The organism is Streptomyces sp. NPDC053426 (assembly GCF_055585405.1).
The window spans coordinates 542,042-565,738 of record NZ_JBVJKE010000002.1 but is presented as its reverse complement, the minus strand read 5'-3'; the positions used below and the strand labels follow the sequence as shown (position 1 = coordinate 565,738).

The 23,697-nt window shown below is 71.7% G+C and carries 21 protein-coding genes and 1 pseudogene; 9 read left to right on the top strand and 13 right to left on the bottom strand.

Annotated features, from left to right (window positions below; translation table 11 throughout):
- Nucleotides 1–92 precede the first annotated feature (92 nt).
- The 3 genes from ACZ62B_RS06370 to deoC are packed head-to-tail and all read right to left on the bottom strand — an operon-like array spanning nucleotide 93 to nucleotide 3,380.
- Nucleotides 93–992 carry an aldehyde dehydrogenase family protein gene (locus ACZ62B_RS06370; protein WP_468888073.1) on the bottom strand — a complete coding sequence of 300 codons (900 nt, stop codon included), beginning with the start codon at nucleotides 990–992 and terminating at the stop codon, nucleotides 93–95.
- Nucleotides 985–2,421: an aldehyde dehydrogenase family protein gene (locus ACZ62B_RS06365; protein ID WP_469689357.1), complete on the bottom strand. Its 1,437-nt coding sequence runs from the start codon at nucleotides 2,419–2,421 to the stop codon at nucleotides 985–987. The genes ACZ62B_RS06370 and ACZ62B_RS06365 overlap by 8 nt, the downstream gene beginning before the upstream one ends.
- Nucleotides 2,422–2,426: 5 nt before the next feature.
- Nucleotides 2,427–3,380, bottom strand: a complete 954-nt coding sequence (gene deoC, locus ACZ62B_RS06360; RefSeq protein WP_073932133.1) for a deoxyribose-phosphate aldolase — start codon at nucleotides 3,378–3,380, stop codon at nucleotides 2,427–2,429.
- A gap of 112 nt (nucleotides 3,381–3,492) precedes the next feature.
- On the opposite strand from deoC, the gene ACZ62B_RS06355 reads away from it, so the two are divergent.
- Nucleotides 3,493–4,161: a PH domain-containing protein gene (locus tag ACZ62B_RS06355; protein WP_344557490.1), complete on the top strand. Its 669-nt coding sequence runs from the start codon at nucleotides 3,493–3,495 to the stop codon at nucleotides 4,159–4,161.
- 44 nt (nucleotides 4,162–4,205) lie between these two features.
- Here the strand turns inward: ACZ62B_RS06355 and ACZ62B_RS06350 are convergent, their stop codons facing one another.
- Nucleotides 4,206–5,840: a phospho-sugar mutase gene (locus ACZ62B_RS06350; RefSeq protein WP_469689356.1), complete on the bottom strand. Its 1,635-nt coding sequence runs from the start codon at nucleotides 5,838–5,840 to the stop codon at nucleotides 4,206–4,208.
- A gap of 560 nt (nucleotides 5,841–6,400) precedes the next feature.
- Complete coding sequence (locus tag ACZ62B_RS06345) at nucleotides 6,401–7,225, bottom strand: purine-nucleoside phosphorylase (RefSeq protein ID WP_344557486.1); 825 nt, start codon at nucleotides 7,223–7,225, stop codon at nucleotides 6,401–6,403.
- 287 nt (nucleotides 7,226–7,512) lie between these two features.
- Here ACZ62B_RS06345 and ACZ62B_RS06340 point away from each other — a divergent pair, with 287 nt between their 5' ends.
- Nucleotides 7,513–9,141, top strand: coding sequence for a nuclease/transposase family protein (locus ACZ62B_RS06340; protein ID WP_469689355.1), 1,629 nt, complete (start codon nucleotides 7,513–7,515; stop codon nucleotides 9,139–9,141).
- 6 nt (nucleotides 9,142–9,147) lie between these two features.
- On the opposite strand, the gene ACZ62B_RS06335 is transcribed toward ACZ62B_RS06340, so the two are convergent.
- Entirely contained in the window at nucleotides 9,148–9,588 is a 441-nt protein-coding gene (locus ACZ62B_RS06335) for a gamma-glutamylcyclotransferase family protein (protein ID WP_073932137.1), read from the bottom strand.
- 71 nt (nucleotides 9,589–9,659) lie between these two features.
- On the opposite strand from ACZ62B_RS06335, the pseudogene ACZ62B_RS06330 reads away from it, so the two are divergent.
- Both ACZ62B_RS06330 and ACZ62B_RS06325 read left to right on the top strand, forming a co-directional pair.
- Nucleotides 9,660–11,135, top strand: a pseudogene (locus ACZ62B_RS06330) (NAD(P)H-quinone dehydrogenase); the annotation flags it as partial.
- A 110-nt stretch (nucleotides 11,136–11,245) separates the two neighbouring features.
- Nucleotides 11,246–12,187 (top strand): DeoR/GlpR family DNA-binding transcription regulator, encoded by a 942-nt coding sequence (locus ACZ62B_RS06325; RefSeq protein WP_344557477.1) that lies wholly within the window; start codon nucleotides 11,246–11,248, stop codon nucleotides 12,185–12,187.
- A gap of 619 nt (nucleotides 12,188–12,806) precedes the next feature.
- On the opposite strand, the gene ACZ62B_RS06320 is transcribed toward ACZ62B_RS06325, so the two are convergent.
- Nucleotides 12,807–14,579: an acetyl/propionyl/methylcrotonyl-CoA carboxylase subunit alpha gene (locus ACZ62B_RS06320; protein ID WP_344557475.1), complete on the bottom strand. Its 1,773-nt coding sequence runs from the start codon at nucleotides 14,577–14,579 to the stop codon at nucleotides 12,807–12,809.
- Between the two features lie 364 nt (nucleotides 14,580–14,943).
- Between ACZ62B_RS06320 and ACZ62B_RS06315 the strand changes: the two genes are divergently transcribed.
- On the top strand, nucleotides 14,944–15,435 hold the full coding sequence (locus tag ACZ62B_RS06315) for a hypothetical protein (protein ID WP_468725166.1): 492 nt from the start codon (nucleotides 14,944–14,946) through the stop codon (nucleotides 15,433–15,435).
- Here ACZ62B_RS06315 and ACZ62B_RS06310 read toward each other — a convergent pair.
- The 4 genes from ACZ62B_RS06310 to ACZ62B_RS06295 all read right to left on the bottom strand — a co-directional run bounded on the left by ACZ62B_RS06310 (nucleotide 15,404) and on the right by ACZ62B_RS06295 (nucleotide 18,128).
- Nucleotides 15,404–16,024 carry a Maf family protein gene (locus ACZ62B_RS06310; protein WP_344557471.1) on the bottom strand — a complete coding sequence of 207 codons (621 nt, stop codon included), beginning with the start codon at nucleotides 16,022–16,024 and terminating at the stop codon, nucleotides 15,404–15,406. The genes ACZ62B_RS06315 and ACZ62B_RS06310 overlap by 32 nt on opposite strands.
- Before the next feature lie 32 nt (nucleotides 16,025–16,056).
- Complete coding sequence (mmpB, locus tag ACZ62B_RS06305) at nucleotides 16,057–16,185, bottom strand: morphogenic membrane protein MmpB (RefSeq protein WP_344557469.1); 129 nt, start codon at nucleotides 16,183–16,185, stop codon at nucleotides 16,057–16,059.
- A gap of 137 nt (nucleotides 16,186–16,322) precedes the next feature.
- Nucleotides 16,323–16,529 (bottom strand): acyl-CoA carboxylase epsilon subunit, encoded by a 207-nt coding sequence (locus tag ACZ62B_RS06300; RefSeq protein ID WP_468725169.1) that lies wholly within the window; start codon nucleotides 16,527–16,529, stop codon nucleotides 16,323–16,325.
- A gap of 9 nt (nucleotides 16,530–16,538) precedes the next feature.
- The gene (locus ACZ62B_RS06295; protein WP_344557466.1) at nucleotides 16,539–18,128 is read right to left on the bottom strand and encodes an acyl-CoA carboxylase subunit beta; all 1,590 of its coding nucleotides are present in this window, start codon (nucleotides 18,126–18,128) and stop codon (nucleotides 16,539–16,541) included.
- 217 nt (nucleotides 18,129–18,345) lie between these two features.
- Between ACZ62B_RS06295 and ACZ62B_RS06290 the strand changes: the two genes are divergently transcribed.
- Nucleotides 18,346–19,230, top strand: a complete 885-nt coding sequence (locus ACZ62B_RS06290; RefSeq protein ID WP_468725172.1) for a biotin--[acetyl-CoA-carboxylase] ligase — start codon at nucleotides 18,346–18,348, stop codon at nucleotides 19,228–19,230.
- Between the two features lie 295 nt (nucleotides 19,231–19,525).
- A complete protein-coding gene (locus ACZ62B_RS06285) occupies nucleotides 19,526–20,632 on the top strand; it encodes an adenylate/guanylate cyclase domain-containing protein (RefSeq protein ID WP_344557462.1) in 1,107 nt (368 codons plus the stop codon).
- Between the two features lie 6 nt (nucleotides 20,633–20,638).
- Here the strand turns inward: ACZ62B_RS06285 and ACZ62B_RS06280 are convergent, their stop codons facing one another.
- Nucleotides 20,639–21,031, bottom strand: coding sequence for a winged helix-turn-helix transcriptional regulator (locus tag ACZ62B_RS06280; RefSeq protein WP_469689354.1), 393 nt, complete (start codon nucleotides 21,029–21,031; stop codon nucleotides 20,639–20,641).
- A gap of 106 nt (nucleotides 21,032–21,137) precedes the next feature.
- Here ACZ62B_RS06280 and ACZ62B_RS06275 point away from each other — a divergent pair, with 106 nt between their 5' ends.
- On the top strand, nucleotides 21,138–21,974 hold the full coding sequence (locus ACZ62B_RS06275; RefSeq protein ID WP_469689353.1) for an enoyl-CoA hydratase/isomerase family protein: 837 nt from the start codon (nucleotides 21,138–21,140) through the stop codon (nucleotides 21,972–21,974).
- 63 nt (nucleotides 21,975–22,037) lie between these two features.
- Here ACZ62B_RS06275 and ACZ62B_RS06270 read toward each other — a convergent pair whose 3' ends face one another.
- Complete coding sequence (locus ACZ62B_RS06270; RefSeq protein WP_469689352.1) at nucleotides 22,038–22,643, bottom strand: hypothetical protein; 606 nt, start codon at nucleotides 22,641–22,643, stop codon at nucleotides 22,038–22,040.
- 215 nt (nucleotides 22,644–22,858) lie between these two features.
- Between ACZ62B_RS06270 and ACZ62B_RS06265 the strand changes: the two genes are divergently transcribed.
- Nucleotides 22,859–23,659, top strand: coding sequence for an enoyl-CoA hydratase/isomerase family protein (locus tag ACZ62B_RS06265; RefSeq protein ID WP_451835703.1), 801 nt, complete (start codon nucleotides 22,859–22,861; stop codon nucleotides 23,657–23,659).
- Nucleotides 23,660–23,697: the final 38 nt, after the last annotated feature.

The following is a 23,697-nucleotide window of genomic DNA, read 5'->3' as shown; positions in this document are numbered from 1 at the left end:
GCGGTGCTCGAAGACGGCCGCGGCTCATCCGGACGGAGATGAGCCGCGGCCGTCTTCGAGGAGGCCGGAGGGCCGGCAGCGCAGGTGGTCGGTCAGTAGGCGGAGCCCGACGCGCCCAGCGAACCCGTCGGGTGCCAGACCGTCTTGGTCTCCAGGAACGCCGTCATGCGGTCCGTGCCGGGCATCGCCGACCAGTCGTCCACAGGCTGTGGACGCAGGACGCGCTTGAGGTTGTCCGCGGCCGCGATCTCCAGCTCCTTCGCCAGCACCTCGTCGGCGCCCGCGAGGTCGATCGCGTTGACGTCCTGGTGCGCGGCGAGCGGGGCGGCGATCTCCGCCGTACGGCCGGAGAGGACGTTGACCACACCGCCGGGGAGGTCGGAGGTGGCCAGGACCTCGCCGAGGGAGAGGGCGGGGAGCGGGGACTTCTCCGACGCCACCACGACCGCCGTGTTGCCGGTGGCGACGACCGGGGCGACCACCGAGACCAGGCCCAGGAAGGACGACTCCTGCGGGGCCAGTACGGCGACCACGCCCGTCGGTTCGGGGGAGGACAGGTTGAAGAACGGGCCCGCGACCGGGTTGCCGCCGCCGACCACCTGGGCGATCTTGTCGGTCCAGCCCGCGTACCAGACCCAGCGGTCGATCGCCGCGTCGACCTGCGCCGCCGCCTTCGACTTCGACAGGCCCTCCGCGTCGGCGACCTCCGCGACGTACTGGTCGCGGCGGCCCTCCAGCATCTCCGCGATCCGGTACAGGATCTGGCCGCGGTTGTACGCCGTCGCACCGGACCAGCCGCCGAACGCCTTGCGCGCGGCGACCACCGCGTCACGGGCGTCCTTGCGGGAGGAGAGCGGGGCGTTCGCCAGCCACTTGCCCTTTGCGTCGCTCACCTCGTACACCCGGCCGCTCTCGGAACGCGGGAACTTCCCGCCGACGTACAGCTTGTAGGTCTTGAAGACACTCAGTCGCTGCTCGGACTTCTCAGACATCGAGGTACGCCTCCAGGCCGTGGCGGCCGCCCTCGCGGCCGAAGCCCGACTCCTTGTAGCCGCCGAACGGCGAGGTCGGGTCGAACTTGTTGAACGTGTTGGACCAGATGACGCCCGCGCGGAGCTTGTTCGCGACCGCCAGGATGCGCGAACCCTTCTCCGTCCAGATGCCCGCCGACAGGCCGTACGGCGTGTTGTTGGCCTTGGCGACGGCCTCGTCGGGCGTGCGGAAGGTGAGGACGGACAGCACCGGGCCGAAGATCTCGTCGCGGGCGACCGTGTGTGCCTGGGTGACGTTCGTGAAGAGCGTCGGGGCGAACCAGTAGCCGGACGAGGGGAGTTCGCAGGCCGGGGACCAGCGCTCGGCGCCCTCCGCCTCGCCCTGGTCCGCGAGTGCGGTGATACGGGCCAGCTGCTCGGCCGAGTTGATCGCGCCGATGTCGGTGTTCTTGTCCAGCGGGTCGCCGAGGCGGAGCGTGGACAGGCGGCGCTTGAGGGAGTCAAGCAGCTCGTCGTGGATCGACTCCTGGACCAGCAGGCGGGAGCCCGCGCAGCAGACCTGGCCCTGGTTGAAGAAGATGCCGTTGACGATGCCCTCGACGGCCTGGTCGATCGGCGCGTCGTCGAAGACGATGTTGGCGCCCTTGCCGCCCAGTTCGAGGGTGACCTTCTTGCGGGTGCCCGCGACCGTGCGCGCGATCTCCTTGCCGACGGCGGTCGAGCCCGTGAAGGCGACCTTGTTCACGTCGGGGTGGGCGATCAGCGCGGCGCCGGTGCGGCCGTCGCCGGTGATGATGTTGACGACGCCCTTGGGCAGGCCCGCCTGGCGGCAGATGTCCGCGAAGAAGAGCGCGGAGAGGGGCGTCGTCTCGGCGGGCTTCAGGACCACCGTGTTGCCGGTCGCCAGCGCCGGGGCGATCTTCCACGCCAGCATCAGCAGCGGGAAGTTCCAGGGGATGACCTGGCCCGCGACGCCGAGGGGACGCGGGTTCGCGCCGTAGCCGGCGTGGTCGAGCTTGTCGGCCCAGCCCGCGTAGTAGAAGAAGTGCGCGGCGACCAGGGGGAGGTCCGCGTCGCGGGTCTCCTTGATCGGCTTGCCGTTGTCGAGGGTTTCGAGGACGGCGAGCTCGCGGCTGCGTTCCTGGATGATGCGGGCGATGCGGAAGAGGTACTTCGCGCGCTCGGAGCCGGGGAGCGCCGACCACTTCTCGAAGGCCTTGCGGGCGGCCCTCACCGCGCGGTCGACGTCTTCCTCGGTGGCCTCGGCGACCTCGGAGAGGACCTCCTCCGTGGAGGGGGAGACGGTCTTGAAGACCTTGCCGCCGGCCGCCTCGGTGAACTCGCCGTCGATGAACAGGCCGTACGACGGGGCGAGGTCGACGACCGAGCGGGACTCGGGCGCCGGTGCGTAGTCGAAAACAGGTGCCATGGTGATCAGTCCACCGTCACGTAGTCGGGGCCGGAGTAGCGGCCGGTGGCCAGCTTCTGACGCTGCATCAGCAGGTCGTTCAGCAGCGAGGAGGCGCCGAAGCGGAACCAGTGGTTGTCCAGCCAGTCCTCGCCCGCGGTCTCGTTGACCAGGACCAGGAACTTGACGGCGTCCTTCGACGTGCGGATGCCGCCGGCCGGCTTCACGCCGACCTGGACGCCCGTCTGGGCGCGGAAGTCGCGGACCGCCTCCAGCATCAGGAGGGTGTTCGCGGGGGTCGCGTTGACGGCGACCTTGCCGGTCGAGGTCTTGATGAAGTCCGCGCCGGCCAGCATGCCGAGCCAGCTCGCCCGGCGGATGTTGTCGTACGTCGACAGCTCGCCGGTCTCGAAGATGACCTTGAGGCGGGCGTTCGTCCCGCAGGCCTCCTTCACGGCGGTGATCTCGTCGTACACCTTCATGTAGTTCCCCGCGAGGAACGCCCCGCGGTCGATGACCATGTCGATCTCGTCCGCACCGGCGGCGACGGCCTCGCGGACGTCCGCCAGCTTCACGGCGATCGGGGCGCGGCCGGCCGGGAAGGCGGTGGCGACGGAGGCGACCTTGACGCCGGATCCGGCGACGGCCTCCTTCGCCGTGGCCACCATGTCGGGGTAGACGCAGACCGCGGCCGTGGCGGGCGTGGTGCGGTCGGTCGGGTCGGGGCGGACCGCCTTCGCGCCGAGCGCCCGGACCTTGCCCGGGGTGTCCGCGCCTTCCAGCGTCGTCAGGTCGACCATCGAGATGGCGAGGTCGATGGCGTACGCCTTCGCGGTCGTCTTGATCGAACGGGTGCCGAGGGAGGCGGCGCGCGCCTCCAGGCCGACCGCGTCGACGCCGGGCAGCCCGTGGAGGAAACGGCGCAGCGTGCTGTCGGACGCGGTGACGTCGCTGAGAGCGTTTGGTGCAGTGGTGGGCATGGTCACCAGACGAGCATATCTACGCGCGTAGCGGCTGTACAGCCCCGTGGGGGATCGCGTACGGCTTCCACCGCGTACGGCTCACTCCGGGGCGTCGTGCAGAATCGGGAGCATGACGTCCCCCGAGCACCAGTCGCCCGACCCGGAGCCCACGAAGCCGACCGGGTCTGCGGCACCCCAGTACAAGGACCGCATCTACCGCTCGCTCGCGGGCATCGTCGGCGGTGTGCTGCTGCTCGCCGTCATCGGCTGGCTCGGCGTCGACGCGGTGTTCGCCGGCGAGGGCCGCACCCCCTGGCTGGCCCTCGCCGCGATGCTCTTCCTCGTACCGCTGATCGTCGCCTACACCCTGCGCCCCGCCGTGTACGTGAACGACGACCGGCTGCGCGTCCGCAACCCGTTCCGCGTGATCGTGCTGCCCTGGGGACAGGTCGCCTCGCTGCGGTCCGGTTTCACCAACGAGGTCTTCGCCGAGTCCGGTGCGAAGTACCAGCTGTGGGCCCTTCCGGTGTCGCTGCGGGCCCGCAGCAAGGCGAACCGGCAGGAGGCGCGGGCCGCGGCGCAGGCCGCGCGCAAGGGCGGCGGCGGTGCGGGGGGTGCCGTCGAGGGGCCTCGGCGGCATGAGAGCGACCTGGCCATGGCCGAGATGCGCGAGCTGCACGAGCGGCGGCGGGGTGACGAGGCCGCGCAGGGTGAGGTGACCGTGCGGTGGGCCTACGAGATCGCGGCGCCGGCCGTCGCGGGGGCCGTGCTGCTGGCGGTGCTGCTGGCCGTGGGGTGAGGGGGTGACGTGGGGCGAGCGGGCTCGCCCCACGTGGGGTTCCCTCAGATGCCGGCGGCCTCGGACAGGTCCTGCTTGATCCTCGCGAGGAGTGCCGTCGCCTTCGTACGGGCCTCGGGGAGGCCGGTCCTCGTGGCGACCGGGACCACCACCTCCAGGTAGCACTTCAGCTTCGGTTCCGTGCCGCTGGGGCGGACGACGACCCGCGCGCCGTCCAGGGTGTAGCGGAGGCCGTCGGTGGGCGGGAGGGTCTCCGTGCCCCGGGTCAGGTCCTCGGCCCCGGTGATGCGCAGGCCGGCCAGCTCCGTGGGCGGCCGGTCGCGCAGGCGGCGCATCGCGGAGGCGATCAGGCCGAGGTCCTGGACGCGGACCGAGAGCTGGTCGGTGGCGTGCAGGCCGTGCTCGACGGCGAGGTCGTCGAGGAGGTCGAGGAGGGTGCGGCCCTCGGCCTTCAGCTCGGACGCCAGTTCCGTGAGGAGGAGGGCCGCCGTGATGCCGTCCTTGTCGCGTACGCCGTCCGGGTCCACGCAGTAGCCGAGGGCCTCCTCGTAGCCGTAGCGCAGGCCCTCCACCCTGGCGATCCACTTGAAGCCGGTCAGGGTCTCCTCGTACGGGAGGCCCGCCTTCTCGGCGATCCGGCCGAGGAGGGACGACGACACGATCGACTCGGCGAACGTGCCGGTCGCCCCGCGGCGGACCAGGTGGGCGGCGAGCAGCGCGCCGACCTCGTCGCCGCGCAGCATGCGCCAGTCCGCGCCGTCCTTGACCGCGGCGGCGCAGCGGTCGGCGTCCGGGTCGTTGGCGATGACCAGGTCGGGGCCGGTCTCCCGGGCCTTCGCGAAGGCCAGGTCCATCGCGCCGGGCTCCTCCGGGTTGGGGAACGCGACGGTCGGGAACTCCGGGTCGGGGTCGGCCTGCTCGGCGACGAGGACGGGCTGCGGGAAGCCGGCCCGTGCGAAGGCGGCGAGGAGGACGTCCTTGCCGACGCCGTGCATCGCCGTGTAGACCGTCCGGGCGGTGCGGGGGGAGTCCTTGGCCAGGACCGCGTCCGTGCGGGCGAGGTAGGCGTCCAGGACGGTGTCGTCGAGGGTCTCCCAGCCTTCGGTGGGGCGGGGGACCGTGGTGAGCGAGGCCACGGCCTCGATCTCGGCGGCGATCTCCGCGTCGGCCGGGGGGACGATCTGGGAACCGTCGCCCAGGTACACCTTGTAGCCGTTGTCGCGGGGCGGGTTGTGGCTGGCGGTGACCTCCACTCCGGCGACGGCGCCGAGGTGCCTTATGGCGAAGGCGAGGACGGGGGTGGGGAGGGGGCGGTCCAGGACGGCCGCGCGCAGTCCGGCGCCGGTCATGACGGCGGCGGTGTCCTCGGCGAAGTCGCGGGACTTGTGGCGGGCGTCGTAGCCGATGACGACCAGGCCGTCGGTGTGGCCGTGCTTCTTGAGGTACGCGGCGAGGCCGGCGGCCGCGCGGATGACGACGGAGCGGTTCATGCGCATCGGGCCCGCGCCCAGTTCGCCCCGGAGGCCGGCGGTGCCGAACTGGAGGGTGCCGCTGAAGCGGGCGGCGATCTCGGTGTGGTCGCCGGTGTCGATGAGGCGGGCGAGTTCCTCGCGGGTGTCCGGGTCGGGGTCCTCGGCGAGCCACGCCTGGGCCTGTGCGATGAGGGCGTCGTCTTGCACGCTGGGTCGACCTCTCTCGTTGGTCGTCGGTCAGGTTTTCATGCTTGCGGAGGGTACGGGGGCGCGCTGACGCCTGTGGCGCCGTTGTTCGCCCCCGGTGGGGGTGCGGGTCTTGTGCCTGCGGCGCCGCTTTCGGTCCGGTGGGGGCGTGTGTAGCGCCCACGGCCGGTGGGTGGGGCGGGGCCGCGTCGGGGGTGTCCGTCCTCGGACTGGCGCGACTGCGTTCCTTGGACGGGGTGCAGGGCGCGGACGCGCCAGCCGCTGCGGGCGGCCACCCCCGCCCCGTCCCCTTCCCGCCGTAGGCGTCCGGTTCTCCGCCCACCCCGATCCACCACGCGTCGCGCCGTACGCGCCTCCCCCCCCCGCGATCAGCCGCACGCCGCTCTCCGCGGGCAGTCATGCCGCTGGGGCGGCACGGGTGGGCGCGACGGCACCCCGCAAACGCCGGGCCGCGCGAACACCCCTGACCCACACCCACGCGAGGCACCCCACCAGGCACCGGAACTGCACGAGCCGGGACGCGACAGCGCGCCGCGCCCCGAGGAAGTGGGACTCCGTGCCTACAGGCGGCCGAGGACCTGACCCAGCAGGGAGCCCATCCGCGTCGCGGAGTCCCGGCCCGCCTGGAGGACCTCCTCGTGGTTCAGCGGCTCGCCCGTCATCCCCGCGGCCAGGTTGGTGACCAGGGAGATGCCCAGAACCTCCGCCCCCGCCTCACGCGCGGCGATGGCCTCGAGGACCGTCGACATGCCGACCAGGTCCGCCCCGATCACCCGGGCCATCCGGATCTCCGCCGGAGTCTCGTAGTGCGGGCCGGGGAACTGCGCGTAGACCCCCTCCTCCAGCGTGGGGTCGATCTCCTTGCACAGCGCCCGCAGGCGGGGCGAGTAGAGATCGGTGAGGTCGACGAAGTTCGCGCCGACGATCGGGGAGGTCGCCGTCAGGTTGATGTGGTCGCTGATCAGCACCGGCTGACCGGGGCGCATGCCCGCGCGCAGCCCTCCGCAGCCGTTCGTCAGGACGATCGTCTTCGCGCCCGCGGCCACGGCCGTACGGACACCGTGGGCCACCGAGGCGACCCCGCGTCCCTCGTAGTAGTGCGTACGGCCCAGGAACACCAGGGCCCGCTTCGCACCGATGGCGTACGAGCGGATCTTGCCGCCGTGGCCCTCCACCGCCGGCGGCGGGAAGCCGGGCAGTTCGGTGACCTGGAACTCGGCCTCGGGCGTGCCGAGGGCGTCCACGGCCGGGGCCCAGCCGGAGCCCATCACGAGGGCGACGTCGTGGGTCTCGGCGCCGGTGAGTTCGCGCAGGCGCGCGGCTGCGGCGTCGGCTGCGGCGTACGGGTCGCCCTGGATGTCGTCCGGAAGAAGAGAAGCGTTCACGCGATGAGGGTAGCCGGTATTCGCCTACGCGCGTAGATGTCGGAGTGAACGGGTTGGCGATCGTTGTCTTGTCGTTTCCCGCGCGGTGGCGCGCGAAGGGGTTGTGAGCAGGTGGCGATCGATTGAGCTTGAGGGTGTTCTGGCGCGTATGCGTGAGTCTGCGGGCAACGGTTGGTGCGCTCACTGGAGGTGAACGGAAGTTCATGTCTCGAATATGTGACCTTCGCCGGTGGTGGTCGTTGGGTGTGGTGACGGATTGCTGCGACAACGGACCGAGGGGTGACGGCGTGAGCGAACTGCGGGAGGTGGCGGCGCCGTTCGTGGTACCAGGCCCCTCGGGAGTTGCCATCCGTACGCGACTCAAGGAGCTGACCGCCGACGACGAGAAGGTTTTGTGCCTGGTCGGGGAACATCTCGGTTCGCTCGCTGCCCGTGATCTGAAGGCGCGGTGCGCGGCCGGGCTGGAGCACGACAGTGAGCAGTGGGCGCAGCGTAAGCGTTTCCTGACCGAGGCGTCCTCCTCCCGCTGGGCGGGCAGCATCACCAAGGCCACCCACGATCAGTGGGCGCTCGCCCGGAGGGCTCAGCTCGCGCACATCCAGAACCTCGAAGCCGGGATCGAGACGGTCGAGCACCGGCTGTCCCAGCCGGTCGGCCAGAAGGGCAGCAAGAAGGCTCCGGGCGGCTACCGCAGCAGGCGGGAGTGGCATGCGAAGTCGCGCCGCCTGCGCGTGCTGGGCGACCGGCTTGAGGCGGTGCGGGCCGACCGCGAGGCCGGAGTCGTGCGTGTGGTGCGCGGCGGCAAGCGGTTGCTGAACACCCGCCACCATCTGGAGCAGGCGCGGCTCACCGAGGAGCAGTGGCGCAGGCGGTGGCAGGCCGGGCGCCGGTTCCTGGCCGCCGACGGCGAGTCCGGCAAAAAGTTCGGTAACGAGACCCTCCGCGTCACCCCCGACGGCGAGGTCTCGATCAAACTCCCCGCGCCGCTGGCGCACCTGGCGAACGCGCCGCACAGCCGGTACGTGCTCACCGCCCGCGTGCGCTTCGCGCACCGGGGTGAGCAGTGGGCCAACCGCGTGGCAGCGAATCGGGCCATCGCCTACCGCATCCACGAGGACACCGTCCGGGGGCGCTGGTATCTGACGGCGTCCTGGGCAATCCCGCCGGTCCAGACGGTGCCATTGGCCACGGCCCGCGCGAACGGCGTGATCGGGGTGGACACCAACGCCGACCACCTGGCCGCCTGGCGCCTCGACGCACACGGCAACCCCACCGGTGAGCCGCGCCGCTTCGACTACGACCTGTCCGGCACCGCAGACCACCGCGACGCCCAGGTCCGGCACGCCCTGATCCGCCTGATGCACTGGGCCAGGCGCCACGGCCTGTCCATCGCGATCGAAGACCTCGACTTCACCACCGAGACCACCCGGGAGAAGCACGGCCGCCGCAAGCGCTTCCGCAACCTGATCTCCGGCATGCCCGTCAGCAGGCTGCGGGCCCGGCTCGTGTCGATGGCGGCCGAACTCGGCATCACCCTCGTCGCGGTCGACCCGGCCTACACCTCGCGCTGGGGCGCCGAGCACTGGCAGAAGCCCCTCGCCGGCAAGACCCGCAAGACTTCTCGCCACGACGCTGCCGCCGTGGCGATCGGCAGGCGCGCCCTGGGGCACCCGATCCGGCGTCGGACGGCACCGCCCCGCACCCACCAGAGCGATGGGTGCGGGCATCGGACCGTCCAGGCCCGACCGGGCACCCCAAGGCGTGAGGGAAACCGCCCCCGCATCCCCGGACCACGGACACGATCCGCTGGCGCCGGACGCGGCGAGAACGCGGCCGACCAGAACGCCCAACACCGTTCGGGGCGTTCGGCTGAGCATGGGTCCTGGCAACAGGACTCGCTCCCGCTCAGCCTCTAGGAACGGTCAGCAAGGGCGCTTGCGGAGTTCCATCACGTAGTCGTGGGGCGCGCCCGCGGACTCCGCCGCGTCGGCGATCTCGCCCAGGTAGCGGGCCGCGGGGAGGCCGCCCTCGTAACTGTTGAGGACGTACGTCCAGGCCGGCTCCTCGCCGTCCAGGGTGTGCACGCGCACCCGGGTGCGGCGGTAGAGGTCCAGGCCGCCCGCGCCCTCCCAGCGGTCCAGGGACTCCTCGTCCATCGGGGCGATGTCGTAGAGGGCGACGAAGACCGCGGAGATCGGGTCCTCGACCAGCGTGGCCAGCGCGCCCTCCCAGCCCATGTGCTCGCCCCCGAACGTCAGTCTCCACCCGTTCAGCCAGCCGGTGGCGCGCAGCGGCGAGTGCGGGGCGCGGCGGGACATCAGCCGCGCGTCGAGATTGCCGGCGTACGCGGCGTAGAGCGACATGGGGGAAGGGTACGGCAGCGGGAACGGGCGCCACTTCCGGTAACGGGGGAGCCACGGTCGAGGCCCCCGGGCGGTCGCACGGTGAAGTGTGCGGGACAATGGAGTACGTGACTCGGATCGTGATCATCGGTGGCGGACCCGGCGGATACGAAGCGGCGCTGGTCGCCGCACAGCTCGGCGCGGAGGTGACCGTCGTCGACTGCGACGGCCTGGGCGGGGCGTCGGTGCTCACCGACTGCGTGCCGTCCAAGACCTTGATCGCCACGGCTGAGGTGATGACCACCTTCGACTCCTCGTACGAGGAGCTGGGCATCATCGTCGCCGACGACACCCCGCCCATGGAGCAGGCCGCCCGGGTGGTGGGCGTGGACCTCGGCAAGGTCAACCGGCGTGTGAAGCGGCTCGCACTGGCCCAGTCCCACGACATCACCGCGTCGGTGACCCGGGCCGGCGCGCGGGTGCTGCGCGGGCGCGGGCGGCTGGAGGGCATGCAGGCGCTCGACGGATCGCGGAAGGTCGTCGTCCGGGCCGCGGACGGGACCGAGGAGACGCTCACCGCCGACGCCGTACTGATCGCGACCGGCGGGCACCCGCGCGAACTGCCGGACGCCCGCCCCGACGGCGAGCGCATCCTGAACTGGACCCAGGTGTACGACCTGAACGAGCTCCCCGAGGAGCTCATCGTGGTCGGATCCGGTGTCACGGGCGCCGAGTTCGCCGGTGCCTACCAGGCGCTCGGGTCGAAGGTGACGCTCGTGTCCTCGCGCGACCGGGTGCTGCCGGGCGAGGACCCGGACGCCGCCGCCGTGCTGGAGGACGTCTTCCGCCGCCGCGGGATGAACGTCATGGCGCGCTCGCGGGCCCAGTCCGCGAAGCGGGTCGGGGACCGGGTGGAGGTGACGCTCGCCGACGGCCGCGTCATCACCGGCTCGCACTGTCTGATGGCCGTGGGCGCCATTCCGAACTCCGAGGGCATGGGCCTGGAGGAGGCCGGGGTCCGGCTGCGCGAGTCCGGCCACATCTGGACCGACAAGGTCTCCCGGACCACCGCCCCCGGCGTCTACGCCGCCGGTGACGTCACCGGCGTCTTCGCGCTCGCCTCCGTGGCGGCGATGCAGGGCCGTATCGCCATGTACCACTTCCTGGGCGACGCGGTGGCCCCGCTGAACCTGAAGACGGTCTCGTCGAACGTCTTCACCGACCCCGAGATCGCCACCGTCGGCTACTCCCAGGCCGACGTCGACGCCGGCAAGATCGACGCCCGCGTGGTGAAGCTGCCGCTGCTGCGCAACCCGCGCGCGAAGATGCAGGGCATCCGCGACGGCTTCGTCAAGATCTTCTGCCGTCCGGGCACCGGCATCGTGGTGGGCGGCGTGGTCGTCGCGCCGCGCGCCTCGGAACTCATCCACCCCATCTCGATCGCGGTCGACAACAATCTGACGGTGGAACAGATCGCGAACGCCTTCACGGTCTACCCCTCGCTGTCGGGCTCGATCGCCGAGGTGGCACGGCAGTTGCACACCCGGAAGGCGGGCGCGGAGGCCTGACGACCGGAAAGGGCGGCCCTATACCACTTGGTGTGGGGCCGTGCGAACAACTTCTGCTATTCAGCGCAAACTGCTGAAAGCAGACGGTCGCTGGCGTTACTGTCAGTTTCGTGTTCGCTGCAGAACGTCGTCAATTGATCCTCGAAATGGTGCGAGCGAACGGGGCCGTGTCGCTCCGTGAGCTCGCCCGCGTCGTCCAGACCTCCGAAGTGACCGTACGGCGGGACGTGCGCGCACTGGAGGCAGAAGGACTCCTCGACCGCCGGCACGGCGGTGCGGTACTGCCGGGCGGTTTCACGCGAGAGTCCGGTTTTCCGCAGAAGTCACATCTCGCGACCGCCGAGAAGACCGCCATCGCCGACCTCGCCGCGAATTTCGTGGAAGAGGGCGAGGCGATCGTGGTCGGCGCGGGTACCACCACACAGGAGCTGGCCCGCCGGCTGGCCCGGGTGCCGGGCCTCACCGTCGTCACCAACTCCCTGCTGGTCGCCCAGGCGTTGGCCCACGCCAACCGGGTGGAGGTGGTGATGACCGGCGGTACGCTCCGCGGCTCGAACTACGCCCTGGTGGGCAGTGGTGCCGAGCAGTCCCTGCAGGGGTTGCGGGTGTCCCGGGCGTTCCTCTCCGGGAGCGGCCTCACCGCCGAGCGCGGGCTGTCCACGTCCAACATGCTGTCGGCGTCGGTCGACCGGGCATTGGTGCAGGCCGCGGCGGAGGTGGTGGTCCTCGCGGACCACACCAAGCTCGGTACGGACACGATGTTCCAGACGGTGCCCACGGATCTGATCACGCGGCTGGTGACCGATGAGCCGGCCGGGCATGACGACCGGGCGGCAACGGAGTTGCAGGCGCTGGCCGATCAGGGTGTGCAGATCGCTGTCGCGGGGGCGGGGGGTGAGGGAGGCTCGGCGGGGCGCCAGCGCCGGGACGTTCCTCTTCCCGGGCCGCGGCGGCAGGGGGCCGGCGGGCTGCGTACGGCTGTGGCGCTGGGGGCGGCGGAGTCGGCGCAGGGGGCTGAGCGGGCGCGGGTGGCGGATCTGCGGAGGCGCTGACGCGGTCTGCTCGGGGGGTGCTTTTGTGAGCGCCCTGCGCTGTCGCGTCCCGGCTCGTGCGGTTCCGGTGCCTGGTGGGGTGCCTCGTGTCCGGCAGGGGCCGGGGGTTGCGCGGCCCGGCACCTTGCGGGTGCCCCGCGTGGGTGTGGGCCGGGTAGCTTCGCGGCCCGGCGTGCTGTGCGGGGTGCCCCCGTGTGGGTGTGGGCCGGGGGGTGTTCGCGCGGCCCGGCGCTTGCGGGGTGCCTCCCCCACTCTCGGCTTCGCTCGAGCGGGAGGTACCCCCACCGCCCACCCGTGCCGCCCCAGCGGCACGACTGCCCGCGGTTACGCCGCCTACGGCGGGGAGGGGACGGGGCGGGGGTGGCCGCCCGCAGTGGCTGGCGCGTCCGCACCCCGTACCCCGTCCAAGGAACGCAGTCGCGCCAGTCCGAGGACGGACACCCCCGACGCGGCCCCGACCCACCCACCGGCCGTGGGCGCTACACACGCCCCCACCGGACCGAAAGCGGCGCCGCAGGCGCAAGACCCGCACCCCCACCGGGGGCGAACAACGGCGCCGCAGGCGCAAGACCCGAGCCCCCACCGGGGGCGAACAGCGGCGCCGCAGGCGTCAGAGGTGTCAGTCCTTGATCTCGCAGATCGCCGCACCGGAGGTGATCGAGGCGCCGACCTCCGCACTCAGGCCCTTGATCGTGCCGGACCGGTGGGCGTTGATGGGCTGCTCCATCTTCATGGCCTCCAGGACGACGACCAGGTCGCCCTCCTTGACCTCCTGCCCCTCCTCCACGGCGAGCTTGACGATCGTGCCCTGCATCGGAGAGGCGAGGGTGTCGCCCGAGGCCACCGGGCCCGACTTCTTCGCCGCCCGCCGCTTCGGCTTCGCGCCCGCCGCCAGCCCCGTACGGGCCAGGGACATGCCCAGCGAGGCCGGGAGGGAGACCTCCAGACGCTTGCCGCCGACCTCGACGACGACCGTCTCGCGGTCGACCTCTTCCTCCGCCCCCGCGTCGACCGCGGCGGCGAACGGCTTGATCTCGTTGACGAACTCCGTCTCGATCCACCGCGTGTGCACCGTGAACGGTTCGGCCGAACCGGTGAGCTCGGGCGCGAACGCCGGGTCCCTCACCACCGTGCGGTGGAACGGGATGGCCGTGGCCATGCCCTCGACCTGGAACTCCTCCAGCGCACGAGAGGCCCGCTCCAGCGCCTCCTTGCGGGTGCGCCCGGTGACGATCAGCTTCGCCAGCAGCGAGTCCCACGCCGGTCCGATGACCGACCCGGACTCCACGCCCGCGTCCAGTCGCACACCCGGCCCCGACGGCGCGTCGAAACGGGTGACGGTACCGGGCGCCGGGAGGAAGTTGCGCCCCGGGTCCTCACCGTTGATGCGGAACTCGAAGGAGTGCCCCCGCAGCACCGGGTCGCCGTACCCCAGCTCCTCACCGTCGGCGATGCGGAACATCTCCCGCACGAGGTCGATCCCCGCGACCTCCTCGGTCACCGGGTGCTCCACCTGCAGACGCGTGTTGACCTCCAGGAAGGAGATCGTGCCGTCCAGGCCGACGAGGAACTCCACGGTGCCCGCGCCGACGTAGCCGGCCTCCTTCAGGATCGCCTTGGAGGCGGAGTACAACTCCTCCATCTGGGCGTCCGACAGGAACGGCGCGGGGGCCTCCTCGACCAGCTTCTGGTGCCGCCGCTGCAGCGAGCAGTCACGGGTGGAGACCACGACCACGTTGCCGTGCTGGTCCGCCAGGCACTGCGTCTCCACGTGGCGGGGCTTGTCCAGGTAGCGCTCGACGAAGCACTCACCGCGACCGAAGGCGGCGACCGCCTCGCGCACCGCGGAGTCGTACAGCTCCGGCACCTCCTCCAGCGTCCGCGCGACCTTCAGACCGCGTCCGCCACCACCGAAGGCGGCCTTGATCGCGATCGGCAGCCCGTGCTCCTCCGCGAAGGCGACGACCTCGTCGGCACCGCTCACCGGATCGGGCGTACCCGCCACCAGCGGAGCGCCCGCGCGCTGCGCGATGTGCCGGGCGGCGACCTTGTCGCCGAGGTCGCGGATGGCCTGCGGCGGCGGGCCGATCCAGATCAGGTCCGCGTCCAGCACCGCCTGGGCGAACTCCGCGTTCTCGGAGAGGAAGCCGTAGCCGGGGTGGATGGCGTCCGCGCCCGACTCACGCGCGGCCTTCAGCACCTTGTCGATGTCGAGGTAACTGGTGGCCGGAGTGTCACCGCCCAGGGCGAACGCCTCATCCGCGGCGCGGACATGCAGAGCGTCCCGGTCCGGGTCGGCATAGACGGCAACGCTCGCGATTCCGGCATCCCGGCAGGCCCGGGCAACGCGGACAGCGATTTCGCCACGGTTGGCGATGAGCACCTTGCGCACGATTGAGGCTCCCTCCTTGAAACAAGCCGAGTTTAGGGACTGCCGACACGGCACTTCGACCCGTCCCCACTGGTGAGCTTGCCCACACGGAGCGTGATACGAGGCTCGCTCGACCCGCGAAAGCCCTTGTCGCACCTCGGTACGCAGGACTCCTCCCGGAAACCCTAGCCGTCCTGTGTGGTCAAGGTCTCTGTGAGAGCGTGCTGCGGCCCACTCCGTTTCTTTGTGGAGTCCCTACGAATGGCCCAATGATTCTTTGCCCTCCGCAGAACCCTTGTACCGAGGTTTACCCGTTAGTAGCCTTCGCGTCGGCCCGAACATACTCGGGGTAACCGCAAGCGTGCTCGAAAGTGGGTGGGGGTCGGTGGTGCGCAGACCGGTGGCGTGGGTCGTGGCGCTCGTACTGTTCGCCGAGGCGCTCGGCACAGCGGCGCTGAACTGGTTCCTGGGCGTCGTCGTCGACCGGCAGGACATGTCGCTGGCCGGTCTCGACCCGGACGTGATGTCGACGTCCTCGAAGATCGGCGGAGTCGTCTTCGGGCTCTACTTCGCGCTGTGCGGCCTGGTGGCCCTGCTGGTCGCCCTGCGCGACCGGGCGCCCGCCGGGCCCGGCCGGGTGCTGCTGATCAGCGCGGCGGTGGTGCACGCGCTGCTGGGTGCGGCCACATGGGGCCTGGTCGGCCCGACCGCGTTCCTCTACATGGTGGTCGTGCTCGCGCTCATCGTGCTGCTGCTGATGACGTACGACGGCGGTCCGGAGCAGCCGGCCGACGCCGGGTCCGGCGCCGCTCCCGGGAGCGGCGCCGGCGGTGACGGCTCGCCGGTCACGCCCCCGGCTGCGCCCACAGCTCCGTGATGCCGACGCCGAGGTCGGCGAGGAGACGCCGGACCAGGGGCAGGCTGATGCCGATGACGTTGCCGTGGTCGCCGTCGATGCCGTCGATGAACGGGGCCGAGCGGCCGTCCAGGGTGAACGCCCCGGCGACGTGGAGCGGTTCGCCGGAGGCCACGTAGGCGGCGATCTCCTCGTCGGTGGGATCGCCGAAGCGGACCACGGTGGAGGCGGTGGCGGAGACGTAACGGCCGCTGACGGTGTCGTACACGCAGTGGCCGGTCTGCAGCGTCCCCGCACGGCCCCGCATGGACTTCCAGCGCGCGGTGGCCTCCTCGGCGTCCGCGGGCTTGCCGAGGGCCTGGCCGTCCAGCTCCAGGACCGAGTCGCAGCCGATCACCAGCGCGCCCTTGACCTCGGGCTTCGCGGCGACGACGGACGCCTTGGCCTCGGCCAGGGCGAGCGCGAGGTCGGCGGGGGTGGGGGCGGTGACGGCGTCCTCGTCGACCCCGCTGACGATCACCTCGGGGTCCAGCCCGGCCTGGCGGAGCAGCCCGAGCCGGGCGGGGGACTGGGAGGCGAGCACGAGTCGCCTGCGGCGCTGAGCAGTCATGTCCTCAGGTTAGCCATCTGGGCCGGGCCGCATCACCGCACGCCGATCACGACCATCGCCAGCACCATGGCCATGGCCAGGAGAACGCTCAGCCTCCGCAGCATGTCCTGCGTGTCCCGCAGTTCCTCGGGCGGCTCGTTCTCGGGGTCGGACCACAGCATGTCACCAGCGTGGGGCCTGGCAGGTCGTGGTGCCTGAGTACGCGTACTCAAGTAGGGGCGCGGGGTTGCAGTACCGTGCGCCCGCGCGGCGGAGCCGCACATGGGTACGGCCTCGCGCCCCTGAGGTCGGCCGCGGCTCAGCTCGGCCAGTAAGTGCGCGTCCACGATGCCGGGCCCGGGCGCGGGACGCTGTGGCCCGCGATCCGGGACGGGTCGGACCAGGAGTCGCGGGGGGTGGGCGCGCCGGGCGGTACGGCTGACGCCGCCGCGGCGCGCGCCCGGACCACCGCCAGTGCGGCGGCCAGCTCCTCCGGGGTGGGGTTGCCCCGTACGACCTTGATCACGTCGACTCCTTACAGGGGGATGTTGCCGTGCTTCTTCGGAGGCAGGGATTCCCGCTTCGTACGCAGCTGACGCAGGCCCCGGACGATGTGCCGGCGGGTGTCCGACGGCAGGATCACCGCGTCGACGTAGCCGCGCTCGGCCGCGACGTAGGGGTTGAGGAGGGCGTCCTCGTACTCCCGCATCAGGCGGGCGCGGGTCTCCTCCGCGTCCTCCGACTCGGCGATGGTGCGACGGTGCAGGATGTTGACCGCTCCCTGCGCGCCCATCACGGCGATCTGGGCGGTGGGCCAGGCGAGGTTGAGGTCGGCGCCCAGGTGCTTGGAGCCCATGACGTCGTACGCGCCGCCGAACGCCTTGCGGGTGATGACCGTGATGAGGGGGACGGTGGCCTCCGCGTAGGCGAAGATCAGCTTGGCGCCGCGTCGGATGATGCCGTCGTGCTCCTGGTCCACGCCGGGCAGGAAGCCGGGGACGTCGACGAAGGTGATCACTGGGATGTTGAAGGCGTCGCAGGTGCGCACGAAACGGGCCGCCTTCTCGGAGGCGGTGATGTCCAGGCAGCCGGCGAACTGCATCGGCTGGTTGGCGACGATGCCGACGGGGCGGCCCTCGACGCGGCCGTAGCCGGTGAGGATGTTCGGCGCGAACAGCGGCTGGGTCTCGAAGAACTCGGCGTCGTCGAGGACGTGCTCGATGACGGTGTGCATGTCGTAGGGCTGGTTCGCCGAGTCCGGGACGAGCGTGTCGAGTTCGCGGTCCTCGTCGGTGACCGTCAGGTCCGCCTCCTCCGGGAACGCCGGGGGGTCGGAGAGGTTGTTGGAGGGGAGGTAGGACAGGAGCTGCTTGACGTACTCGATCGCGTCCTTCTCGTCGCCGGCCATGTGGTGGGCCACGCCGGACGCGGTGTTGTGGGTGCGGGCGCCGCCGAGCTCCTCGAAGCCGACGTCCTCGCCGGTGACCGTCTTGATGACGTCCGGTCCGGTGATGAACATGTGGGACGTCTGGTCGACCATGATCGTGAAGTCGGTGATCGCGGGCGAGTAGACCGCGCCGCCCGCGCACGGGCCGACGACCAGGCTGATCTGCGGGATCACGCCGGAGGCGTGGGTGTTGCGGCGGAAGATCTCGCCGTAGGCGCCGAGGGAGGCCACGCCCTCCTGGATGCGGGCGCCGCCGGAGTCGTTGATGCCGATGACCGGGCAGCCGGTCTTCAGCGCGAAGTCCATCACCTTGACGATCTTCTGGCCGTAGACCTCGCCGAGGGCGCCGCCGAAGACGGTGAAGTCCTGGGAGAAGACGGCGACCGGGCGGCCGTCGACGGTGCCGTAGCCCGTGACGACGCCGTCGCCGTAGGGGCGGTTGGCGTCGAGGCCGAAGTTGGTGGAGCGGTGCCGGGCGAACTCGTCGAGTTCGACGAAGGACCCCTCGTCGAGCAGGAGGTCGATCCGCTCACGGGCCGTCAGCTTGCCCTTGGCGTGCTGCTTTTCGACGGCGCGTGCGGAGCCGGCGTGCGTCGCCTCTTCGATGCGACGCCTCAGATCCGCGAGCTTGCCCGCGGTCGTGTGAATGTCAGGCTGCTGCTCTTCCGGCTCGGACATCGGGATGCGGCTCCCTGCCTGCTCAAAAGGGGGGACGGTTACTCATCCGTAGCGTAGTAGGGGGTCCTCCGATCGGCAGTGCGGTGTTTCCCACACCGCTTTCCCCTTCACAGACGAGGCAAGGAGATCCTCGAAGGGGCGACCGTGAGCCTCGGCCCCCGGGGCCGGGATCCGTCCCCTGTGCGGGGCGGAGGGTGCCGAACCTAGTGTGGGTCGCATGACACCCCATGCTGAAGGTACGCCCGACGGGCGCAGTGAGCCGGGTCCGGGACGCTGGTCCGACCTCGGCCGTCCGCCGTTGAACGCCGCTGGTCTGCGCCGGGGGCTGGTGCGTGCGGGCGGATTGTGGACGCAGGTGGACGTGGTGCAGCGCACCGGTTCCACCAACTCCGACCTCGTGGCCCGTGCCGACGCGGGCGGGCTGGAGGAAGGCGCCGTCCTGGTCGCCGAGGAGCAGACCGCCGCGCGGGGCCGCCTGGACCGGCGGTGGACCGCGCCGGCCCGGTCGGGGTTGTTCTTCTCCGTGCTGTTGCGGCCCGTCGAGGTGCCGGTGGCTCGGTGGGGGTGGCTGCCGCTGCTCACGGGGGTGGCGGTGGCGACCGGGCTGTCGCGGGCCGCGGGTGTCGATACGGCGTTGAAGTGGCCCAACGACCTGCTGGTCACGGTGGGGGGAGAGGAGCGCAAGGCCGGGGGGATCCTGGCGGAGCGGGCCGGTGACGACGGGGTGGTGATCGGCGTCGGGATCAATGTGAGCCTTCGGGACGATGAGCTGCCGGTGCCGACCGCGGGGTCGCTGGCGTCGGCGGGGGCGGTGAGTACGGACCGGGATCCGTTGCTGCGGGGGGTGCTGCGGTCGCTGGAGGACTGGTACGGGCGATGGCGTGCGGTGGGGGGTGACCCGGGGGCGAGCGGCCTGCAGGAGACGTATGCGGCGGGGTGCGCGACGCTGGGGCGGGTGGTGCGGGCGGAGCTGCCGGGGGACCGGGAGCTCGTGGGGGAGGCGGTCGCGGTGGACGGCGACGGGCGGCTGGTGCTGGCCACGGGGGAGGGCGTGCAGGAACCGGTGGGCGCGGGCGACATCGTGCACTTGCGCGCACGCTGATGCCTGCGGCGCGGCGTTCGGTCCGGTGGGGCTGGGGCAGCGCCTACGGAGGGTGGGCGCTACGGCACCCCGTGAGCGTCGGGCCGCGCGACCCCGCCCCCGGCCCACGCCGACGGGGGGGGGGGGGGGGGGGGCACCCCGTAAGCGCGCCGGGCTGCGGGGACGTCCGCGCCGGTGACCATGGAAACGCCGGTCACCGCAACCCCCGGCCCAACCTGACGGAGTGAGCTGGCGCACACCTGCCGTAGAGTTGAGCCCGGTCGATACCTGGCCATGTCAGATCGGAAGGGCACGCGTGACCGTCGACGACTCGGGTTCCACGGACGCGCAGGGCGCCGGCGAGGATCCGCTTGCCCTGCGCCTCGAACAGCTCATCCTGGGCGCCGAGCGCCGTTACACACCGTTTCAGGCGGCCCGCAGCGCCGGCGTCACCATGGAGCTGGCCACCCGCTTCTGGCGGGCGATGGGTTTCGCCGACGTGGGCCAGGCCAAGGCCCTCACCGAGGCGGACGTACTCGCCCTGCGCCGGCTCGCCGGTCTGGTGGAGGCGGGCCTGCTGAGCGAGGCCATGGCGGTACAGGTGGCGCGGTCCACCGGGCAGACCACCGCCCGGCTGGCCGAGTGGCAGATCGACTCGTTCCTGGAGGGGCTGACCGAGCCGCCCGAGCCGGGCATGACCCGTACCGAGGTGACGTATCCGATCGTCGAGCTGCTCCTGCCCGAGCTGGAGGAGTTCCTCGTCTACGTCTGGCGGCGGCAGCTCGCCGCATCGGCCGGGCGGGTCGTGCAGGGCGCCGACGACGAGGAGATGGTCGACCGACGGCTCGCCGTCGCCTTCGCGGACCTCGTGGGGTTCACGCGGCTGACCCGGCGGATGGAGGAGGAGGAGCTCGGCGAGCTCGTCGAGGCCTTCGAGACCACCGCCGCCGATCTGGTCGCCGCGCGGGGCGGGCGGCTCATCAAGACGCTGGGCGACGAGGTGCTCTACGCCGCCGACGACGCCGGTACGGCCGCGGACATCGCGATGCGGCTGATCGAGACGATGGCGAACGACGAGACCATGCCGGAGCTGCGGGTCGGCATGGCGTTCGGCACGGTGACCACCCGGATGGGCGATGTGTTCGGTACGACCGTGAACCTGGCCTCCCGGCTCACGTCCATAGCACCGCGCGATGCCGTGCTCGTCGACAGCGCCTTCGCCGAGGAGCTGATCCGTACCGGTGACGCGCCCGCCTCCGAGGCGGCGGCGGCCGAGGCGGTGGCCGCGGCGGAGAAGGAGGGCGAGGAGCCGCCGGCTTATCGGTTCGCGCTCCAGCCGATGTGGCAGCGGCCCGTGCGTGGTCTGGGTGTGGTGGAGCCCTGGCTGCTCACGCGCCGGAACGGGGCTTCCGTCCCGTCCTAGATCCCCTTACGAGCCGGTCCTGCTGTCGTACGCCCGTCGGTGGTTCTGGATTTCCTCGCCGTGCTCGACGGTCCAGCGGTAAAGGTGACCGAAAGGCTCCCGCAGGGACTCGCCCAGCGCCGTGAGCGAGTATTCGACGCCGACCGGTGAGGTCGGCAGTACTTTCCGCTGGATCATGCCGTTCCGCTCGAGACGGCGCAGTGTCTGGGTGAGGACGCGCTGCGTCACACCTTCCAGGCGGCGCTTCAGCTCATTGAACCGCATGGGCCGCTCCAGAAGCGCCATGACCATCATCGACCACTTGTCCGCTATCTGGTCGAGGATCGGCCGACTGGGGCAGTCCGCCCGGAAAACGACCTGCGTTCCCGCGTCGATGCCGTACGGGTCGGTGTCCCTCATGATCCTTGGTTCTCCCGAAGTGCGTTATTGACGGTCCCGGAGGCATCGCCGACGGTAGGTATGCATCGCAAACCTACATGCCTGTCGGTAACTTATGGAGAGTCCCTTGAACGCCAACGCCTGCTCGACTCTGCACGTGAGCATCGAAGACGGAGTCGCCCGGATCGTCCTCGACAACCCGCCGGTGAACCTGCTCGACGTGACGATGATGCGTGAGCTCCGCACGGTGCTGGACGCCTTGAGGGAGGATTCGTCGGTCCGGGTGATCGTCTTCTCCAGCGCCGACCCGGAGTTCTTCCTCGCTCATGTGGACATGCGGATCGGGGAGAGGACGGACGATCTGGAGCGGCTCGCCGCGTCGGCGCCGGCGGACGTCAACGTGTTCCAGGCCGTAGGCGAGCTCCTCCGCCATCAGCCCCAGGTGACCATCGTGAAGCTCGCCGGGAAGGCCCGCGGGGGCGGGGCGGAATTCGTGGCCGCGGCGGACATGGCGTTCGCCGCTGCCGAGACCGCCGGCATCGGCCAGATCGAAGCGCTCATGGGCATCGTCCCCGGTGGGGGTGGAACGCAGTACCTCCGTGACCGGGTGGGCCGCAATCGCGCGCTGGAGGTGGTGCTCACCGCGGAGCTGTTCGATGCCGGGACCGCGGCGTCCTACGGCTGGATCAACCGGGCTCTGCCGGCCGACCGGCTCGATGAGTACGTCGACCGTGTCGCCCGCGATATCGCCGCCCTGCCCGATGGCGTCATCGAAGCGGCCAAGCGCGCGTTGCCCGCCGAACGCATCACGGACGGACTCCTCCGCGAGAACGAGGCGTGGTCCGCTCGGATCGCTTCGCCCGCTGTGCGGCGGTTGATGGGCCGAGGACTGCGCGACGGGGCGCAGACACCCGCGGGTGAACGCGACCTCGAGGGACTGATGCGCGGTGCCGCGCGCCGGTGAGCCGGGAGCGGTGGTCGGCGCCGGGGCGGCCGAGCGGGCCGGTGGCGCGATCCCGCAGGTCGTCTAACCCTGACCGTCGAGATCCAGGTCACCGCCCACGCAGACGCCGATGATCGGTACGCACAGGCCGGGACGAGGGTTCGGGGCGGAGCCGTCCGGCTGTGGTGGCGTCGGGGTGTGGGGAGCCGGTGGGGGCGGACCCGGAGTGTCGCGTGGGGGCTGCCGGGGTGTGGGTGGGTGCGGTCGGCGGGTCGCCGGGGGGCCGGTGGTGGGTGGGGTGAGGGGGGTGGGGGTGGTCGCTGTGTCCGGGACGGTGGTCCGGGCCGGGGACGATCGCTCGGGCGTTGCGAGCGGGGCCGGGTTCTTGCCGCCCAGGGCCGTGGGGGAGGACGGGCTCGCCTCGGGGGTGGGGGCGACGGTCTCGGGTGCGGTCGGGGAACCGGTGGGTGCGGCGGCGTTCGTGTGAGGGGCGGGGCGGGGGGCCGCCTCCGTGCCGATGTCCGTGCCGCCGCCCTGGGTGGTGGCCAGGCGGGCCAGGGTCACGGCGCTCGCGGCCACGGCCAGGCTTCCCGCGGCCAGCAGAACCTTGCGGGGGCGGGGCTTGCGGTGGCGGCCCCGGAGGCGGGGAGCGCGTGCTGGTGGTTCGTCGGTGGGTGCTGTCGGTGTCATTGCGGTTCCCTCCCCCGCGTGCGCGCCCCCGGCGTGCCGCGGTGTGCGCACGCTATGCACTCCTGCGCGGGGGGCGGGCCGGAGTCGGGGCGATGTCACTCGAACGGGTGGGCGGGGGGTGACAGGGGAACCGGGCGTGCGCCCTTTTCCCCGGTGGGCTCGGGCTGCCATGATCGGGTGAGCGAAAGTTAACCCGCGTTAACCGGAGGATGTCGATGAGTGAGGAACGGTTCGGGGAGTTCGTGCTGGTGCGCCGGCACGAACGGGGGCATGTCGCGGAGCTCGTCCTCGACCGGCCGGGGGCCATGAACGCCGTGTCGACCGGGATGGCCCGCTCCATCGCCGGTGCCTGTGCGGCGCTGGGGGAGGACCGGAGCGTACGGGTGGTGGTGCTGAGCTCCTCGCACGAGCGGGCGTTCTGCGTGGGGGCCGATCTGAAGGAGCGCAATTCCTTCAGCGACGCCGATCTGGTGCGTCAGCGGCCCGTGGCGCGCGGGGCGTACACCGGGGTGCTCGAGCTGCCCGTGCCGACGGTGGCGGCGGTGCACGGGTTCGCGCTCGGCGGCGGGTTCGAGCTGGCCCTGTCGTGCGACGTGATCGTCGCCGACCGTACGGCGGTCGTGGGGCTGCCCGAGGTGTCGGTCGGGGTGATTCCGGGCGGGGGCGGTACGCAGTTGCTGCCCCGGCGGGTGGGGGCGGCCAGAGCCGCCGAGCTGATCTTCACGGCGCGGCGGGTGGAGGCCGCCGAGGCCCGGGAGCTGGGGCTGGTCGACGAGCTGGTGGAGGAGGGGCGGGACCGGGAGGAGGCGCTCGCCATGGCGTCCCGGATCGCCGGGAACTCGCCGGTGGGGCTGCGGGCGGCCAAGCGGGCGCTGCGGCTCGGGCACGGGCTGGATCTGTCCGCCGGGCTGGAGGTCGAGGACGCCGCCTGGCGGTCGGTGGCGTTCTCGGGGGACCGGGCGGAGGGGGTCGCCGCCTTCAACGAGAAGCGCAGGCCGGAGTGGCCCGGGGAGTAGGGATCCGGTGGGCCCCGTTCGCTTCTTTAATGTCCCGG

What these genes read in the sequence shown, in the direction of transcription:
- ACZ62B_RS06370 (WP_468888073.1), bottom strand. Translation starts at nt 992, where the DNA reads ATGTCTGAGAAGTCCGAGCAGCGACTGAGTGTCTTCAAGACCTACAAG.
- ACZ62B_RS06365 (WP_469689357.1), bottom strand. Translation starts at nt 2,421, where the DNA reads ATGGCACCTGTTTTCGACTACGCACCGGCGCCCGAGTCCCGCTCGGTC.
- deoC (WP_073932133.1), bottom strand. Translation starts at nt 3,380, where the DNA reads ATGCCCACCACTGCACCAAACGCTCTCAGCGACGTCACCGCGTCCGAC.
- ACZ62B_RS06355 (WP_344557490.1), top strand. Translation starts at nt 3,493, where the DNA reads ATGACGTCCCCCGAGCACCAGTCGCCCGACCCGGAGCCCACGAAGCCG.
- ACZ62B_RS06335 (WP_073932137.1), bottom strand. Translation starts at nt 9,588, where the DNA reads ATGTCGCTCTACGCCGCGTACGCCGGCAATCTCGACGCGCGGCTGATG.
- ACZ62B_RS06310 (WP_344557471.1), bottom strand. Translation starts at nt 16,024, where the DNA reads ATGACTGCTCAGCGCCGCAGGCGACTCGTGCTCGCCTCCCAGTCCCCC.
- mmpB (WP_344557469.1), bottom strand. Translation starts at nt 16,185, where the DNA reads ATGCTGTGGTCCGACCCCGAGAACGAGCCGCCCGAGGAACTGCGGGAC.
- ACZ62B_RS06295 (WP_344557466.1), bottom strand. Translation starts at nt 18,128, where the DNA reads ATGTCCGAGCCGGAAGAGCAGCAGCCTGACATTCACACGACCGCGGGC.
- ACZ62B_RS06290 (WP_468725172.1), top strand. Translation starts at nt 18,346, where the DNA reads ATGACACCCCATGCTGAAGGTACGCCCGACGGGCGCAGTGAGCCGGGT.
- ACZ62B_RS06280 (WP_469689354.1), bottom strand. Translation starts at nt 21,031, where the DNA reads ATGAGGGACACCGACCCGTACGGCATCGACGCGGGAACGCAGGTCGTT.
- ACZ62B_RS06270 (WP_469689352.1), bottom strand. Translation starts at nt 22,643, where the DNA reads ATGACACCGACAGCACCCACCGACGAACCACCAGCACGCGCTCCCCGC.
- ACZ62B_RS06265 (WP_451835703.1), top strand. Translation starts at nt 22,859, where the DNA reads ATGAGTGAGGAACGGTTCGGGGAGTTCGTGCTGGTGCGCCGGCACGAA.